General features: G+C 70.4%; 10 protein-coding genes. 3 read left to right on the forward strand and 7 right to left on the reverse strand.

Going from position 1 to position 17,190, the window contains the following annotated elements; genetic code table 11:
• Positions 1 to 1,153: phosphatidylserine/phosphatidylglycerophosphate/cardiolipin synthase family protein (locus tag FMQ63_RS15090; RefSeq protein ID WP_141276643.1), on the forward strand; the 1,153-nt coding region annotated here is incomplete at its 5' end.
• Here the strand turns inward: FMQ63_RS15090 and FMQ63_RS15095 are convergent.
• Together FMQ63_RS15095 and FMQ63_RS15100 are read right to left on the reverse strand one after the other, a co-directional pair.
• Complete coding sequence (locus FMQ63_RS15095; RefSeq protein ID WP_026114076.1) at positions 1,150 to 2,544, reverse strand: MBL fold metallo-hydrolase; 1,395 nt, start codon at positions 2,542 to 2,544, stop codon at positions 1,150 to 1,152. The genes FMQ63_RS15090 and FMQ63_RS15095 overlap by 4 nt on opposite strands.
• 264 nt (positions 2,545 to 2,808) lie before the next feature.
• On the reverse strand, positions 2,809 to 7,590 hold the full coding sequence (locus tag FMQ63_RS15100; RefSeq protein ID WP_225909715.1) for a DNA topoisomerase 3: 4,782 nt from the start codon (positions 7,588 to 7,590) through the stop codon (positions 2,809 to 2,811).
• A 483-nt stretch (positions 7,591 to 8,073) separates the two neighbouring features.
• Between FMQ63_RS15100 and FMQ63_RS15105 the strand changes: the two genes are divergently transcribed.
• A complete protein-coding gene (locus FMQ63_RS15105) occupies positions 8,074 to 8,358 on the forward strand; it encodes a hypothetical protein (RefSeq protein WP_020478295.1) in 285 nt (94 codons plus the stop codon).
• A 251-nt stretch (positions 8,359 to 8,609) separates the two neighbouring features.
• Here FMQ63_RS15105 and FMQ63_RS15110 read toward each other — a convergent pair whose 3' ends face one another.
• The 4 genes from FMQ63_RS15110 to FMQ63_RS15125 all read right to left on the reverse strand — a co-directional run bounded on the left by FMQ63_RS15110 (position 8,610) and on the right by FMQ63_RS15125 (position 14,167).
• A complete protein-coding gene (locus FMQ63_RS15110; RefSeq protein ID WP_171452323.1) occupies positions 8,610 to 10,109 on the reverse strand; it encodes a hypothetical protein in 1,500 nt (499 codons plus the stop codon).
• Between the two features lie 137 nt (positions 10,110 to 10,246).
• Complete coding sequence (locus FMQ63_RS15115; protein ID WP_011550665.1) at positions 10,247 to 11,422, reverse strand: NAD-dependent epimerase/dehydratase family protein; 1,176 nt, start codon at positions 11,420 to 11,422, stop codon at positions 10,247 to 10,249.
• Positions 11,423 to 11,468: 46 nt separating this feature from the next.
• Entirely contained in the window at positions 11,469 to 12,827 is a 1,359-nt protein-coding gene (locus tag FMQ63_RS15120) for an NTP/NDP exchange transporter (RefSeq protein WP_011550664.1), read from the reverse strand.
• 35 nt (positions 12,828 to 12,862) lie between these two features.
• Positions 12,863 to 14,167 (reverse strand): pyridoxal phosphate-dependent aminotransferase, encoded by a 1,305-nt coding sequence (locus FMQ63_RS15125; protein ID WP_011550663.1) that lies wholly within the window; start codon positions 14,165 to 14,167, stop codon positions 12,863 to 12,865.
• A 273-nt stretch (positions 14,168 to 14,440) separates the two neighbouring features.
• Here FMQ63_RS15125 and FMQ63_RS15130 point away from each other — a divergent pair, with 273 nt between their 5' ends.
• Positions 14,441 to 15,181, forward strand: coding sequence for a hypothetical protein (locus tag FMQ63_RS15130; protein WP_011550662.1), 741 nt, complete (start codon positions 14,441 to 14,443; stop codon positions 15,179 to 15,181).
• 11 nt (positions 15,182 to 15,192) lie between these two features.
• On the opposite strand, the gene FMQ63_RS15135 is transcribed toward FMQ63_RS15130, so the two are convergent.
• Complete coding sequence (locus tag FMQ63_RS15135) at positions 15,193 to 17,157, reverse strand: 4-alpha-glucanotransferase (RefSeq protein WP_011550661.1); 1,965 nt, start codon at positions 17,155 to 17,157, stop codon at positions 15,193 to 15,195.
• Positions 17,158 to 17,190: the final 33 nt, after the last annotated feature.

Consider the following 17,190-nt stretch of genomic DNA (forward strand, 5'->3'; position numbering starts at 1 on the left):
CCCCGAGGCCGCCCCCCTGGCACCCCTGGTGCGGCTGGGGGACGCGGTGGTGGGACGGCCGCTGCTGCCGGGCAACCGCTTCACCGTGCTGGAGTCCCGCCGGGACGCCTACCCCGCAATGCTGGAGGCGATTGACGCGGCGCGCACGACGCTGTCGCTGTGCAGCTACATCTTCGACAATGACATGGCGGGCCGGCGCTTCGTGGAGGCGCTGAGTGCAGCGGTGAAGCGGGGCGTGGAGGTGCGGGTGCTGGTGGACGCGGTGGGCTCGCGCTACACGTGGCCGCCCATCCTGGGCCGGCTGCGGCGAGCCGGCGTCCGCGCCGCGCGCTTCCTGCCGTCGCTGATGCCCTACCGGCTGCCCTTCGCCAACCTGCGCAACCACCGCAAGCTGATGGTGGTGGACGGGCGCGTGGGCTTCACGGGAGGCATGAACATCCGCAAGGCCTTCTGGCCCGGCGAACATGCCGCCGTGGACCTGCACTTCCGCGTCGAAGGACCGCTGGTGGGACAGCTCCAGGAGACCTTCGCGGAGGACTGGGCCTTCACCACGCGCGAGCGGCTGACAGGCGAGGCCTGGTTCCCGCCGCTCACCGAAGTGGGCACCGTGCTCGCGCGAGGCATCGCGGACGGCCCGGACGAGGACTTCGAGACGCTGCGCACGGTGCTGCTGGGGGCCCTGGCCACGGCGCGAACGTCGGTGCGCATCGTCACGCCCTACTTCCTCCCGGACACGGCGCTCATCACCGCGCTGAGCGTGGCGGCGCTGCGCGGCGTCCAGGTGGACATCCTCCTTCCCGAGAAGGGCAATCTTCCGCTGGTGCAGTGGGCCGCCTGGGCGCAGTTGTGGCAGGTGCTGCGGCCGGGCTGCCGCATCTTCCTCACCGCCCCGCCCTTCGACCACACGAAGCTGATGGTGGTGGACGGCGTGTGGTCGCTCATCGGCTCGGCCAACTGGGACCCGCGCTCGCTGCGGCTCAACTTCGAGTTCAACGTGGAGTGCTACGACACCGCGCTGGCCATGCAGTTGGAGGGCGTGGTGGCCGCGCGGCTGCGCAACGCGCGGCCCCTCACGTTGGAGCAGGTGGACGCGCGCGCCCTGCCCATCCGCCTGCGGGATGGGCTGGCGCGGCTGCTGTCGCCGTACCTCTAGAGCAGAGCGCGCCGGACCCGCCAGAAGGTCTCCTTGGCGGCACGGTAGCCCCGCGAGTCCTGGGGCAGCAGCATGCGCAGCAGCTCCGCGGACTGCGTCTGCAGGGGCCGCACACAATGCGTCTCCACCTTGGCACGCAGGAAGCCCAGCGGGTCGCGCTTGCGGTAGTCCGCGAAATAGGTCCGCAGCTCGTTGCGCGTGCGCGCCTGCCCGTTGTCCGCGTACTTGGCCACATAGGGACTGAAGTCCGGGTAGAGCCGCCCCGCGCCGAAGTCGCCGTGCAGCGTCGTCTTCATGAAGTTGCCGATGAGCAGGTCGTCGAAGACCTGGTAGCGCACGGCCGACATCAACGAGCCACGTGGCACCTCGAAGGTGATGCCCCGGCGGAAGCGGCGCTTCTGGAATTCGATGACGTGCTCCCGGCCTCCCACGCGGAAGCGCAGGAAGTCGAGCGTGCGCCCCAGGTGCTCCACGCCGAGGAAGTAGGTCGTGAGCGCCGTCACCTCATCCGTGTCCAGTGAATCGCTCCAGTCGTCACCGAAGGCCTTGGGGTCCACCGGGCGCAGGACGCGCTCCCGGGGCTGGATTCGCTCCGTCTGACCGCGAATGAAGTCGTGGCGGATGAACGCGGGCAGCAGCGAACAGGTGCGCGACTCGAAGCCCCGGCCGTAGTCCTCCAGCCGGGTGGTGTACTCGGAAGCCCAGACGCTGTCGGCCCGCTGGTACTTGTGCATGGAGCTGAAGGGGATGAAGTAGCGCACCCCGTAAAACTCCGCCTGCCGGGCAATGGTCCGGCCCACGGGCGTCTTCGCCGCGGCATGGGGCGCGATGCGCTGCCCGTCCTCGGTGAAGAAGTTGATCATGTCCGCGTCGCCGTACCCGGACAGGGCCAGGAGATACGACTCCTGATACCCGCTGACCACCTTGCGCACGAAGTGGCCGGCCCCGCGGTCCCCCGCGTCATTGAGGTTGACCAGCAGCCGCCCGTCCATGTCCACCAGCAGGACGGCGTCCTGGTTCACGTCCGGCAAGCACATGACGCGGATGCGCGGTGACAACTGCGTCCACACCCGGTCCGCCAGCACGTGCACCTTGAAGCCCTGCCCGCGCAAGTCATCGCGCATGCGGTGGCCGAAGTGGTTGGGCACCAGCAGCGTGCACGAGCGCAGCGCGCCCAGCGATTCCATGCTCAGGTGGTCCGGGTGGCCATGAGACAGCCACACGTAGGCACAAGCCTGGATGGCCTCGCGCTGCGCCGCCGGAATCTCATGCGACAGCGTCCAACTCCCGAAGTATGCGCTGCCGTCCGTCCACGGGTCGGTCACCAACACCGGACCGTGGTCGTGGCAGATGAGCGTGGCGTTTCCAATCGTCTCGAAGCCCAGTTCCATCGCGTGCCCCCCTTCGCCCTGCGTCCGCGCACAAGTCCGCTGGTTTGGCCGGTCCAACGTGACGATGGGCGGACGCCGCCTGCACTGCCCGGCAGCACGGTGAAGATGATTCGTTGCCTGGACGCACGCTGCCCGTTCCTGCGGGCGTGGAGACGCGGCCCCTTGCGCCCCGCACCCGGACTTGCGCTGGAATCGCCGTGGCGCGCGGAGGGAAGCGCCCTTCCCTTCGTGGGAAGGACGCCTCCTTCCGCGAGGCGTCCGGGCTCAGCTCCTGCGCGCCACGAGGGAAAGAATCTGCGCGCCGTAGCGCTCCGTGAGGGAGGGCCCCACCCCGTGGATGGCCATCAACTCCGAGCCATTCTCCGGACAGGCCGACGCGATGGCCTCCAGCACCCGGTCCGTGAGGATGCGGAAGGCAGGCACCCGCCGCTTGCGCGCCTCCGCGAGCCGCCAGGCCTTCAAGGCCTCCACCATCTTCGGAGAAGGCTCGGCCGCGGCGCGGCGGCCTGACGCGGAGCCACTCGGAGCCCCCGTGCTCCGGGACGCACGTGGCGCCCCGGCGGTGCTCTTCGAGGGAGCGTTCGCGCGCCAGTGCGTCGGCGAGTCTTCCTCATCGGATTCGGATGCCGTGCGCCGCGTCGCGGCCCCGGCCTTGGCGCGGACCGTGCGTTTCTTGGCCGTGGCCCGCTTCGCGGTGCCCTTCTCCGCGCCCTTGCCCCGCTTGCGCTTCGCGGCCTTCTCCAGGGGCAACGGCAGGACCACTCGCTGGGGGTCCACCGCGCGCGTGCGCCGGCCCTCGTCCGTCAGGGCGAGACGCTGGAACGAAATGACCTGCCCGTCCTTGTCGAACGAGTCCACCTCCAAGCGCGTCAGCCCGGCGCGAACCAGTCCGCCCACCAGTCGCTCGAAGTCGCGCCGTGGCAGGGACTCTCCAAACAACTCGCGGTGGAGCCTTCCGGTGGCCTGTCCGTCCCGCTCCTGGAGCGACTCCAGGATGCGCTCCAGCCAGTGCCGCTCCGCGGAGGTCGGCTCGGCGAAGCGCAGCGTGGCGCAGTCCTCCGGCGCGCAGACATCACACAGGCCGCACGGCTCACCCGAATCCTGGGTGTCACCGAAGTGCCCCACGAGCTGCTTCATGCGGCAGCCATGGGCCTCCGCGTAGCGCCCCATCTGCTCCAGGTGCAGCAGTTTGCGATCGCGCTGGGCCGAGTACGACGCGGACCAGCCCGGCTTCCCGCGCATCACCGTCTCGTCAGGCGTCATGACGACGCCGCCGTGAATCCAGAGCTGCTCCAGTGCCTTGTCGAAGACCTCGGGGTCTCCTCGCACGCGGCCCTGGAGCACGGCCTTGGGCTCGAGCTGCGGCGCCGTGGACTTGAACAGCCGCTCCAGCACGTACGCCTCCGGGTAGTCGCGCCGGTGGAAGAACTCGTGCGTGCGCCGGTCGATGTACGAATGCAGCAGCACCGCGCGCGACGGCTTCCCATCGCGGCCCGCGCGGCCCAGCTCCTGGTAGTAGCCCTCCAGGCTGGCGGGGAGCGCCGCGTGGATGACGGTGCGCACGTCCGCCTTGTCGATGCCCATGCCGAACGCCGTGGTGGCCACGATGACCTCCAGCGAGCCCCGGAGGAACTCGGCCTGCACCCGATCTCGCTCCGAAGGCTGGAGCCCCGCGTGATAGGCGGCCGCGGGGAACTCGCCCGCGAGCTGGTCCGCGAGCTGCTCGGCGTGCTTGCGCGTGGCCGCGTAGACAATCGCGGGCCGGTTCTCCTCGTCCTCGAGCAATCCCTGGATGGCGTCGCCGCGCGCGCCGGGGTTCAGCTCCCGCACCTCGATGGCGATGTTGGTGCGGCGGAAGCCGTGAATGAAGGTGCGCGCCTTGCCCCCGGGGCCTTGCAGGCCGAGCTGCTGAACGATGTCCCGCTGCACGTCCGGCGTGGCGGTGGCGGTGAGCGCCACCACGGGCGCGGGGCGCAGCAGGGGCAAACGCGCGCCCAGGAGTCGATAGTCCGGGCGGAAGTCGTGTCCCCACTGGGAGATGCAGTGGGCCTCGTCCACCGCGATGAGCGCGGGCGTGCGGCGCGCCAGGAACTCCACGAAGCCCGGAACGCCGAGCCGCTCGGGCGCGATGAACAGGAAGTCGAGCCGGTCCTCCAGGTAGTCCGCGCACACCTGCCGCGACATGGCCCGGTCTCTTCCGGAGTGGATGCGGTCCGCCGCGAAGCCGAGCGACTGGAGCCGCGCCACCTGGTCCTCCATCAGCGCGATGAGCGGACTCACCACCAGCGTGGTGCCTGCGCGCGCCAGACCCGGCAACTGATAGCAGAGCGACTTGCCCGCGCCCGTGGGCATCACGAGCAGCAGGTCCTCTCCCGCCGTGGCCGCGCGGCACACGGCCTCCTGATACGGCCGGAAGTCCGAGAAGCCGAACGCCTCCTTCAGCAGCGGACGCAGCGCCTCGGGCGCCGTCGGTGCGCGCCGCACGCGCTCCGGCCGCTGCCCGGTGGACGCGGCTGACGCCGGGGTCCTCGCACGGTTCACTGGAGCGCGAGCAGCGCCCGTGTTCTCCCAGGCCCCGGCGTTCCAGCCTGTGCCGTCCGCCCGAGGAAGACGCGAGGCCGCGCCTCCGCCCGGTGACATGGTGGAGGACAGCGGCTCGCCATGAGGCTCCGAGCGACCCACGGAGCCCGAGGTCCTGCTCCGCCGCGTCCCGAAGAGCGGCTCCGAAGCCTCCGAGAGCGCGCCCGGGCGTCCCTGTCCCTGCACACCCGGCGCGGCATCCGCGAAGCGCTCGGCAGAAGCCTCCGTGAACGCCCCCTGCCGGCCACGCCCCGCCCCCCCCGCCGAAGCATCCCCGAAACGCTCAGCAGAGGACTCCGCGAACGCCCCCTGCCCGCCAGGGCCACGCGCTCCCGCGCCAGCGCCGTGCGCCGCGGCCGCGCCCTCGCTCGCCACCTGCGCCGCGCCGCCCTGCCCCCAACCTGCTCCAGGTGGAGCCCCCAACACCTCGTTGCGCGGAGGCCGTTGCGGCGCGGTGGCGCCATGGCCCACCACCTCGATGACATACGCCTCGATGCCACGGATGAACTCATCGAGCTGGCCTTCGCCGCGCTCGATGCGCTGGAGCCACGCCTCCCACTGGCCCGTCATGGCCGGCGTCTTCACATCCGGGTGCACCACCTGGATGAGATGGATGCCCTTCTCCGTGGCCTCCATCACCTTGCCCCGGCGGCGCAGGTACTCGCGGTCCAGCAGCACCTCGATGATGGCCGCGCGGGTGGCGGGAGTCCCCAGGCCCGTCTCGCGCATCGCGTCCGCGAGCTCCTTCTCATCCAACGCCCGCCCCGCCGACTCCATGGCCGTCAGCAGCGTCGCATCCGTGAAGCGGGGAGGCGGACGCGTGCGCTTCTTCACCGCCTCCACGTCCTCCACGGACTGCGGCTGCGCGCGCGCCAACCCCGACGGCAGCGTCTGGGGCTCGTCCTCCGGCTCCCGCTCCGCGTCCTCGCCCTTGCGCCCCTCCGACTTCAGCCGCGGCGCCTTCTGTCCGCCGCCAATGTCCAGCACCTTCCAGCCCACCTGCTCCACCTGGGTGCCCGTGCTCTGGAAGCGGTCCACCACGGGCGGCGCCCCTGCCGACGTCACCGCGGTGATGACCGTGGTGACCCGCCAGACGTGGTCCTCGTGCCACGCCTGGAGCAGACGCCGGCACACCAGGTCATAGACGCGCTGCTCGTCCGGAGACAGCCGCACCCCGCCCGGCGCCGTGGGCGTGGGGATGATGGCGTGGTGGTCCGTCACCTTCGCGTCATCCACATAGCGCTTGCCCAGCGCCCGAGCCCCCGTACCGACGGCCAGGTCCTCCTCGTAGGGCCCGCGAATGGCGTTCACCACCTCCGGCAGCGTGTCCGCCACGGTGCGTGACAGGTGCCGGCTGGCGGTGCGCGGATAGCTCAACAGCTTGTGCTTCTCGTAGAGCGCCTGCGCCACCTCCAGCGTGCGCTGCGCGCTGAAGCCATGGAGCCGGTTGGCGTGCCGCTGCAACTCCGTCAAGTCGTAGAGGAGCGGAGGCGCCATCCTCTTCTCCTCCGACTCCAGCGATTCGATGATGGCCCGCCCGGCGCGCACCCGGTCGATGATGGCCTGCGCCTCCACGCCGTTCGCATCCAGCCGCCGCGCCTCGCGCACGCCCTCGAAGCCCGGGGGCGCCACGGGCTTGCCATCCGGCCCCGAGCGGAACCACGTGCCCTTGTACAGCGCGTCCGGCGGAACCCCCTTCGCCCTGGGCGCGAAGGTGGCCACGAGCTCCAGGTAGTCACGCGGCACGAAGTCGCGGATGGCCAACTCGCGCTCCACCACCATGGCCAGCGTGGGCGTCTGCACCCGGCCCACGCTCAGCATCTCTCCATGGCCCCCGTGCGCCAGCGTGTACAGGCGCGACAGGTTCATCCCCACCAGCCAGTCCGCCCGGCTGCGCCCCATGGCCGCGGCGGCCAGCGCTTCGTATTCACGGCCGTCCGCGAGCCGGCGGAAGCCGTCCTGGATGGCCCGCTCCGTCAGCGACGACACCCACAGCCGCTGTACCGGCTTGCGGCACTTCGCCGCGTCGTAGATGTACCGGAAGATAAGCTCGCCCTCGCGCCCCGCGTCCGTTGCGCACACCACCGAGGACACCTCCGGCGCGTTGAGCACCTGCTTCACCACCTCGAACTGGCTGCGCGTCTCCTTGGAGACGACCAGCGGCCAGTCCGCCGGGAGCATGGGCAGCAGCGCGCGGCTCCACTTCTTCCAGTCCGCGCGAATCTCATGGGGCTGCGCCAGGCCCACCAGGTGCCCGATGGCCCACGTCACCACGTAGCCATTGCCGCGCAGCCAGCCCTCACCGCGCTCGTTCGCCCCCAGCACCCGCGCGATGTCGCGCGCCACCGAGGGCTTCTCCGCCAGCACGGCCAGCAGGGAGGAGCGACCGGAGGACGCCTTCGCACCGCCGTCCCTGCCTCCGCGCCTGTCCTCCCGGGGCGTCTCGCCCATCTCTTCCCACCTCATGTGCCCTGTCCCCTCCCGCCCACCACACCACCCACCAGGGAGGGAGCCTGGAGACGCAGTGTGAGCCACTCCCCTATCGTGTCAGGCTGACATCTCCGAGTCCCGCCTCGCCCTACCCGTGGTGCCTGCTCGCCCCACGTCCCACCCGCCACCTTCCAGGTCTCTGAGAAGATGCGGAAAACCCACCCCGCCAACACCCACTGAAACACGCCAGACACGCTGGCGCGCTCACGCAAGCAATTGGCGCGGAGGCGGAAAACTCCATCCTGGGTCTGAGCCAGTATGCCCTTGTCGCCAGTCACTTCGGCGGACCGAACGGGGGGAAGACGCATGTCGCACGTCGCGTATGGACCGGGCCGGGGGGCATCTGGGGGAAACACGAGGCTCGGTGCAGTGTCGCACGGCGACAAGGGAAGCAGGGCCACGGCTCAACGGCCGAGGCGCTTTTCCCGGGGGGAGTGGCTCGAGGCCACTGGGGGGGCATTGGAGGGCATCGTCATTCCGGAGCTGGCCACCTTCGCGGGGGCGAAGCGGGCACAGCTGGCGGTCCTGGCGAATTCTGCCGTGACGGCAGCCATCCAAATCCAGTCGAGGGACGTAACGCGGGTGGCGTCCATGCGCCCGCAGACGTTCGGACGCGCTCAGACACAGGCACGGCTGCGGGCACTCTCACGGCCCGCGGTGCCCTGGGACGCAGCAGGACAGGTGAAGGGGGGGCCTCGGCTCCCCCGAGTGACGGTGCTGGGGGCACCGGGCACGCGCACCTGAAGGGGCCGTAAGCGGTGTAGGGGGAAGGTGTCACACGCAGTTTCGCTGGAGGGGTCCAAGGCCCTCCGGACACACACCAAGGGCGGGTAGGAAGACGGCGCCGCGGGGGCGGCAACGTCTGTGGAAGGGGGACCCGGGGTCACGCTCGCCAGAGGGGGAGGGCGAACCCGATAGATGGGTCGAAATCCGAGGGATGCTCCGAGTCCATCGGGGCATCCCTCGTTGCTTTGCGGGGCACCCGGCCCGTGTACTCACTCCACGAGCAGCGCCGCCGAGCCCGTCACGGTCCGGTGAAGGGTGAGCCACAGCGCGTTGCCGGCGTCGTCCACGGAGGCGAAGTAGTCCACGTCCGCGGAGAGCGCCTGGCCATCCAGGGTGACGCGGGTGGGCGGTGTGGACGCGGTGTAACCGCGCAGCACCAGCACGGGATTCACCAGGGCGCGGCCGTTCGTCTCGAAGCGCAGCGAGGCGCGGTTGTTGGCGCCGACCTCCGCCTCCCAGGTGGCGTACACCGGGTTGTAGCCGGGCACATCCCGCGCCACGGAGTCATCCCGCCCCACCCCACCGGGGCCCCGGTCCAGGACGCGGCCCTCGGTGGCCGTCAGCCGCACGCCCTGCCAGGCCTCCACGTCCGCCGCCAGCCGCAGCACCGGGTCCGAGGTGTGCGTGCCCAGCACCATGAAGACGGAGTAGCTCTGGTACGGGTAGCCGGACAGCATGGCGTCGTCGCTGTAGCGCGGGTACTCGCGGAAGCCCACCGCGCCGAAGTTGCTCCCCCACGCCATCCGGTGCGAGCGCGTGGGCCCCTGCTCGGGCAGCTCGTACTGGTTGAGCTGGTAGGTCCAGTTCCAGTCCTCGGGCATGGGGCCGTCCTCGTCCACCTGCCCCCAGGACGGGTATTGCCAGTAGCCGCCCGCGGGCTTCTGCACCCACGTCTGCGTCTGCACCACGCCCATCTCCGCGTCGGGCGACGCAATCCACATGCGGGTGTAGGGCACCACGTTGGGCTCGCGGTAGTCCCAACCGCTCGCCCGCGTCAGCGGCCCGGCACCGAGCGTCACGAAGCGGTAGCGGTCTCCCCAGCCCACGCCGGAGATGTCCGCGTTGCCATCCCCATCGAAGATGATGTCGCCGTAGGGCGAGCGCACGTCCGCGTTGATGACGTCGGGCGGCGCACCGGACGCATCATGGGTGATGGCATAGAGCGGATGGCTCCGCCCGGTAGCGAAGAGGTAATGCACCGTCACGTCGACGACGTGGCCACCAAGCTCCATGGGCCAGCGGAACTCATGCAGCGCGTGGTGGCGGCCCTCGAAGAGCGTGCGCCACGTGCCCCGGATGCCCTCCGTCCAGTTGCCCCACGGCGGGCTGACGCGCAGGTGGCTCGTGACGATGCCCCAGCCCGGCACCATGCCGTCCGAGCCATCACAGACGCGCGTCGCGCCCGCGACCTCGTAGGTGTAGCGGCGCAGGTAGCCGCCCGTCCACCCCTTGGGGTCCGTGGCGTCATTGCGCACCAGCGACGCCGAGCGGGGCTTGCAGTCCGCGTCGCGCCACTCGAAGCGGTCGGTGCGGAAGCCTTCCAGATTCACATCCCGCTCCAGCCGGAGCGGCGCACAGTCACCCGCGGGCGGCGCCTCCGGCCGCACGTCCTTGCCGCCGCACGCAGCCAGCAGCGCGGCCAGCAGCACGGACGTGCCGCGCGCACGGAGGATGGGTGATACGGCGTCCTTCAGCAGGTCGGGCGTCATGATGGTCGTTCCCCCAGGCAGCAAGCCGCGCTACCCCACCCTTCCTGCCAAACCCGCATCCCCGGACGCAAGGACGGGCAGTGCGAGGAGGCGCTTCACCTGCCCCCATCCGCCCGTCCCCGCGCGCGAAGGCCCACTCAGCCCGCGTTGGCGGTGCCGCGCTCCTGGTGCCAAGCGGCCAGCACTTCCTTCTCGCGCTCGGCGGACAGGCCGGAGCGCGGCTTCGCTTGACGCTCGGGAGGCAGCGTCTTGAACCAGGCCACCGTGTCGCGAATCGTCTCCGACGCCGGACGGAACGTGATGCCCGCCGCCAGCGCCTTGGCGATGCTCACCTTGCCGATGCCACCCTCTTTCCCGTTGCGCGGCATCCAGGCGGGCATGTCCGACCACGCCTCCACCTTGTGCTTCGTGAGGAAGTCGGTGTCCACCCACGTGAAGCGCGCGTCGCTGCCCAGGGTCGTCTTGTTCGCCTCCAGGAAGTCCCGCATCAGCAGGTCCTGACTGGGGCCGGTGGCGTTGAAGATGCCGGTGGTGCGGGCCTCCACGGAGCGGATGATGAACGCCGCCAGGTCCCGCGCGTCGATGAACTGCAGCGGGTCCACGCCGTCGCCGGGCGCCAACACCTCACCGCCACGCGCCACACGCAGCGGCCAGTAGGTGAAGCGGTCGGACGGGTCGTCCGGCCCGACAATGAGGCCCGGCCTCACGTTGAAGACGCGACCCGGCATGGCGGCCTCGGCGGCCTGCTCGCACAGCGCCTTCAGCGCGCCGTAGTGCTCCTCCACGTCTTCCGTCGTCGCGTCCTCCACCGTGGCCACGGTGGCCGTCTCGTCGAGCCCCTGCCGTGACAAATCCTTGTAGACGGAGATGGAGGACACGAAGGTGTAGTGCTGGACGTGAGGGGCCAGCAGCTCCGCGGAGGCGCGCACGACGCGCGGCACGTAGCCGGAGGTGTCCACCACCGCGTCCCACTTGCGGCCCTCCAGCGCCTTCAGGCCCTCGCCCTTGTTCGGGTCGCGGTCGCCCGTCAGCTTCTCCACGTCCGGGAAGAGGCCCGGCTTCGTCTTCCCCCGGTTGAAGAGCGTGACGGTGTGGCCGCGCGAGCGCGCGAACTCCACCAGCGCCGGCCCCAGGAACGCGGTGCCGCCCAGGATGAGGATGCGCAGCGGCGCGGCGGGCGCGGAGGACTGCTCCCCTTGCCCCTGGGTGGAAGACGCGGTGGTGCCGGACGTGCCCGTGGTGGCGCACCCCATGGCCCAGAGCGAGCCGACCGCGGCCGCTCCCTGAATCACACTCCTGCGAGACAGCGTCATGCGGGATTCCTCCTGCGTGTGTGGACTGACTGCGTGTGGATGACCGCTAGCGGGCCGCGACTTCTTCGGACACCGGCGCCTCGGGCGCGGCGGCCGGCACCGGCTCCGCCTGCCTCCGCTGGTGGCGCGCGAGATACAGCGACACGCCCAGCCACAGCCCTGCCAGGGGCACCGCCGCCAGCGACAGGCCCGTCATGCCCAGGCCCAGCTTCGCGAGGCCCCCCTGGAGCCAGGCGCTCACCGTGTCGCTGCCGCGGTACACCACCGTGTCGATGAAGCTCTTCGACTTGTAGCGCGCCTCGCGGTCCACGGTGGTGAAGAGCACCTCGCGCGAGGGCCGCTCCAGCGCATAGTGGCTTGCGCCGCGCACCGCCTTGAACAGGATGAGCACGGTCAGCACCGGCATGGCGGCCATCCCCAGGAAGCCCAGGCCCGTCACCACCGGCGCCACGGCGAGCCCCGCCCCCAGCCCCAGCCAGGAGATGACACGCCCCGTGACGAGCGTCTGCAACCCCAGCGTCGCCAGTTGCACGTAGAAGTCGATGTCACCGAAGAGGGCGGTGCGGCTGGCCGCGTCGCTGCCAAGCGCGGCGACGAGCCGCACCTCCTGGAAGTAGAGGAACGTGGAGGTCGCCGCGTAGAGCAGCACCTGGAGCCCCAGCGCCAGCAGGAATGGCGACGTCACGATGAGCCGCAACCCCGCGAGCACGCCGCCGCCCACCGGGCCCTGCGCCGCCGCGGGCTGCTGCTGGACGTCCTGGGCCCAGCCGCTCAGCCGGCGCACACACTGTGCGCTCACCTCCAGCAACACCACCGAGATGAGGATGAGATTCACCGGGCCCACCGGCTCAGCGAGCCGCCCCACCAGGAAGGGCCCCACCAGCATGCCCGTGGTGCCGCCCGCGGCGATGAAGCCGAAGAGCCGCTTGCTCTGTCCGCTGGCGAAGACGTCCGCCATGAAGCTCCAGAAGATGGAGACGACGAACAGGTTGTAGACGCTCAACCAGACATAGAAGACGCGCGCCACCGTCTCCCGCGCCACCCCGAGCTTCAAGAGCACGAAGAAGCCCAGCAGGTTGAGCAGGAAGAAGCGGTAGATGCGAGGAATCACCACCCGCCGGGGCCAACGCGACACCAGGGCGGAAAAGGCAGGCACCGCCGCGAGCATCACCAGGAAGGTGGCGGTGAAGAGCCAGTCCAACCCCTTCACGCTGCCCGCCGTGCCCATCTCGTTGCGGATGGGCCGGAGGATGGCATAGCCACACATCAGCGTGAAGAAATACAGGAACGACCAGCGGACGGCGCCGACTTCCTCGTCCCGAACGTCCACGAATCGCCTGAGTATGGAGGAATTCACGTGAGCGGCCCAACGAGGCCCCGGGCAACGTATTCCCAGGACCTCCATGATGGAACGAGCGCGGCGGGAAGATGTCGCAAGGATTACGCGCCGGAAGAGAGGACCTCACGGAGCGCCGCCTCCACCCGGGGCAGCGCCTCCTCGATTTCCTTCACCGACGTGGCCCCCACCGACAGGCGGAACCAGCCCGTGTCCGCGTCCAGTCCGAAGGCCTGGAAGGGCACCACGCCCAGGTTCGCCTTCTCCAGCAGGAGCTTGCGGATGTCATTGTTGGAGCGCAGGCCCCCCTTGCCCACCAGGTCGAAGCGCACCGACAGGTAGATGGCGCCCTGGGGCGCGATGTGCTGCACCGGCAGCCCCGCCTCGCGCATGCGCGTGAACCCCTTGTGCAAGGCCTCCAGCCGCGCTTCCACGGACTTGCGCATCCCCTCCAGGAAGGTCTCCGTCGCCGCCGTGTCGTCGAGGTAGCGCGCCACCGCGACCTGCTCCGCCTTGGGGGCCCAGGCGCCCACGTGGCCGAGCACGTCCCGCATACGAGCGATGATGGTCGGCGGCCCCACGCCCCAGCCCACGCGCACGCCCGTGGCGGCGAAGGCCTTGGAGATGCCATCCACGAACACCGTGTACGGCGCCACCTCCGGCACCAGCGACACCGGCGTGACGTGTCTGGCCGCGCCGAAGCTCAGCACCCAGTAAATCTGGTCGTACATGAGGATGAGCGGCTTGCGGCCCTGCTTCTCGCGCTCGCGGTTCTCCGCGACGACGCGCTCGCAGATGGCGCCCAGCGCATCCGGCTCAATCATGGTGCCGGTGGGGTTGAGCGGGCTGCACAGGCACAAGAGACGCGCGGCGCCCAGGTGCGGCGCCAATTGCTCCACGGTGGGCATGAAGCCCCGCGCGGCGTCCGTCACCACCACCGCGCTCTTCGCGTCCATCATGTGCGCGTAGTGGTTGTTGTTCCACGAAGGCACCGGGTAGACGACCGTCTCCCCTGCATCCAGCACGCTGCGGTACGTGCCGTAGATGATGGGCCGCGCGCCTCCCGCGATGACGATGCCCTCCAGCGGGTACTTCAGACCCAGCGAGCGCTCATAGAAGCGCTGCACGGCCTGACGAAGCTCCAGCACGCCATCCGCCGGCGGGTAGTTCGTCTCGCCCGCCTGGAGCGCGGCGGTGATGTGCTCCCGCAGCGGGTCGGGGATGGGGAACTCGCGCGGGTTGAAGTCGCCCACGGTGAGGTTGCACACCTTCTGGCCCTTGGCGATCCGCTCGCGAATCTCCGCCGCGATGCGGAGGATTTCGCTGCCGACGATGCCACGCGCCATCGTTCCCACGGTGGCGTCGTCCTTGGAGGGGCGGGGAAGAGAGGTCAGGTCGAGGGGGGCCATGGGAGCATGCTCTCCGGTTCGTGCGCGTTCGGGGGCCGCGCGGACGACTTGCGGCGCGGACGATAGTCGCGGCCCCACCGTCCTGTGTCATCCATTCGTGGTGACGGTGGCCCTCCGGGGCAACCGGTCCTCCGTGGAAATTTCCAGCGCTCCCGGGGCCGTCCACGGGTGTTATCTTTGCCCGCTTTCCCTTCGTGACACTGGCCCCCGGGCCGCCGCCCGTGCGAGACGAGGGGCCGCAGTCCCGAACTCGCAGGCCCTGGCAGGAGGGGAATGATGACGCGGTCCGGACGCAGGATGACGTCGCTGTGGTTGGCCGGGTGTCTGGCGTTCGCCGGGTGCTCCAAGAAGGAGGAACCCACCGCGGCGCCCACCGGCGCGCAGCCCCAGCCCGAGGTCCAAGCGCCGCCCACCTCGCCGCCCCTGGGCACCATTCCCCGCGAAGGCGAGGCCGCCGCCAAGCCACCCGTGCACACGGCCTCCATGGGTGATGAGGAAGTGGCCGGCGCGCCTCCAAGTGAGACAGAGCCGCCTTCGGACGCCCCCACGGGAGACGCTCCCGCCGAGGACCCGAAGAACCGCGAGTGGACCACCACCCCGGTGTCGATGAAGCGGCGCCCGGCCCAGTCGGTGACGCTGCGCTCGGTGCGCGCTGGCACACATGCCGACTTCGACCGCGTGGTGTTCGAGTTCGACGGGCCGCAGGTCCCCGGCTACCAGCTCCAGTACGTGGACAAGCCCATCATCCAGTGTGGCTCCGGGGACGAGACGCCGCTGGCCGGCAAGGGCTTCCTCCAAGTCATGCTGACACCCGCGCGTGGCCATGACGACCAGGGCCGGGCCACCGTGGCCGCGCTGGAGATGAAGCCCAAGCTGCCCACCTTGCTGGAGCTGGTGCGCACGTGTGACTTCGAGGCCGAGGTGACGTGGGTGCTGGGAAACAAGGCCCCCACCGACTTCCGCGTCATGGAGCTGCGCGACCCCACTCGCCTCGTGGTGGACGTGAAGCACTGAGGGCCCACGCGTCACCCGGCCCGCAGCTCGCGGGCCAGCGTGTCCAGTCCTTCCAGCAAGCGCTGGTGCCGCGCGCGCGCCGGAGCACCCTGCGCCCGCAGCGCCATGGCGAGCGCCGCGGGCAGGTTCACCGCGGCGTCTCCCTTCAACCGCTCGCGGTACTCCCGCGCCCAGTCCTGGGGCACGCGCAGGGACCAGTTGCGCTCATCCACCGTGCCAGGTGCGTTGTACGTCTCCGGCATCCCGAGCAGGTCGGTGAAGAACATCATCACGTTGCGCGCGCGGCTGGCGAACAGGTCCGCCACCTTCGCCTGCGCCAACCGTCCCGGGCTCGTGGACAGCTCGCGCGCGAAGGCCTCGCGCTCCGAGGGCTCGGGGCACAAGCGCGCGGCCAGGTACTCCGCCTGAGCGTGCAGCGTGCCCTTCCATTGCCAGTCCGCCACCAGGCGCCACAGGGACTTCGTGTCGTGGTTGCCCACCATCACCCAGTCCTCCAGGCCCACGTTCTCACTGCGGTACACGTCCGACGGGTTGTGCAGGTCCGCCTTCTGCGTCACGCGGAAGCGGCCCAGGCCGTACTGCGCCAGCACGCGCTCCAACGGGTACGGCAGCGTGCTGAGCACCTCCGCGAGCAAGTCACCCACTTGCCGCCCGTTGCGCCGGGACGCCTCCACCACCGTGTCGAAGAGGACGCTGTAGCGGCGCACCTGTTCGGGCGTGAGGTCCTTCACCCAGCGGTCCGCGTAGCGCGGCACGGCGCGGTCCACCTGCTCCGGGCGCACGAGCGCGAAGTGCGCCAGCTCCGGGTGGTCCGGCAGGTCCGGTGACGAGAAGAGCCGCGCGCCATGTTGTACGGACCACAGCGCGTCCGGCAGGTCCGCGCGGTACACCCACGGGCACACCAGCCCGTGCGGATGGTCCAGCCGCAGCCCGTCGTATTCACCGAGCATCTTGTCCATGCGCGCGTTCATGAAGCGCAGCACGGGCCCATTGCGGCTCCCGGCGTTCGTCCCGGCGTCGTCCGGTTCGAAGTACTGCTCCGGGTCCATCACCGGATAGTTCCACGGCTGGCCGTCCGGGTTCGTCCTGCTGGGCGGCGCGCCCATGAGGTAGGTGCGCAGGAAGAGGCCCTGCCATGCCCACGCGTCGCGCGGCGACAGGCCAATCTGGAGGTCGCCGTACAGCTTCAACCGCCATGCGCCCACGCGCTCGCGCAGGCCGTGGTGCTGCGCATGAACCAGGAACTGACAGAAGGCGTAGCGCTCCAGCGTGTCCGCGTAGCGCAGCTCCAGTTGCGTCAGGCGCGCGACGGCCGCCGCTTCCTCCTCTGGACGGGGGTTCCACAATCGCCCGTCCAGCGAGTCCGCCCAGCGCCGCCAGTCCGGTTCGCGCTTCTCCTCGCACAGCACGTCGAAGAGGGCATCCCGCACCAGCCAGGCCCGGTGCTGCTGACGAAAGGTGTCGAAGCGCGAAGCCAGTGCCCGAATGGACGGAGCGGCGTCCGGCGCCGCACGCTTCTTTTGGAAGGTGCGCCACGCTTCGTTCAGCAGGGTGGTCTGCACGCGGAAGGCGTGACGGAAGCGCTCCCCGGGGGGCAGCGCCGAAGGGCGGCTGGCGGCGAGCTGCGCCACCCGGCCCGGTGGCAACAGCGCGCCCCAGGGCTCGGGGGCCTCCAGCGGCGCGAGCGCCACGTTGAGGAGGTTTCGCGAGAAGAGCGTGCCGTCATACGGCGAGGCGTTGAACTCCGTCACCTGCCCCTGCGGCCCCAGTTGGATGCCGTTGAAGCCCAGCTCCCGGGCGAACGCGAGGAAGCGCGCCGCCCCTTCCGAGTACGGCGAGCCCCAGCCCGTGTCCTCATCTGGAAGGCTGGGGAAACTCGGGTCGTGGATGCTGAGCACCCAGTTGCGGACGTCGAGCGCGGCCAGGGCTTCGGTGACGAGTCGGTGGTGATTTTCAGGCAGCAAGGCGCGAGACATGGCGGAAGGGGCTGACCCTACGGCCCCTGGTGC

It is taken from the genome of Myxococcus sp. CA005, from assembly GCF_006518205.1.
Taxonomy (GTDB): domain Bacteria; phylum Myxococcota; class Myxococcia; order Myxococcales; family Myxococcaceae; genus Myxococcus; species Myxococcus xanthus.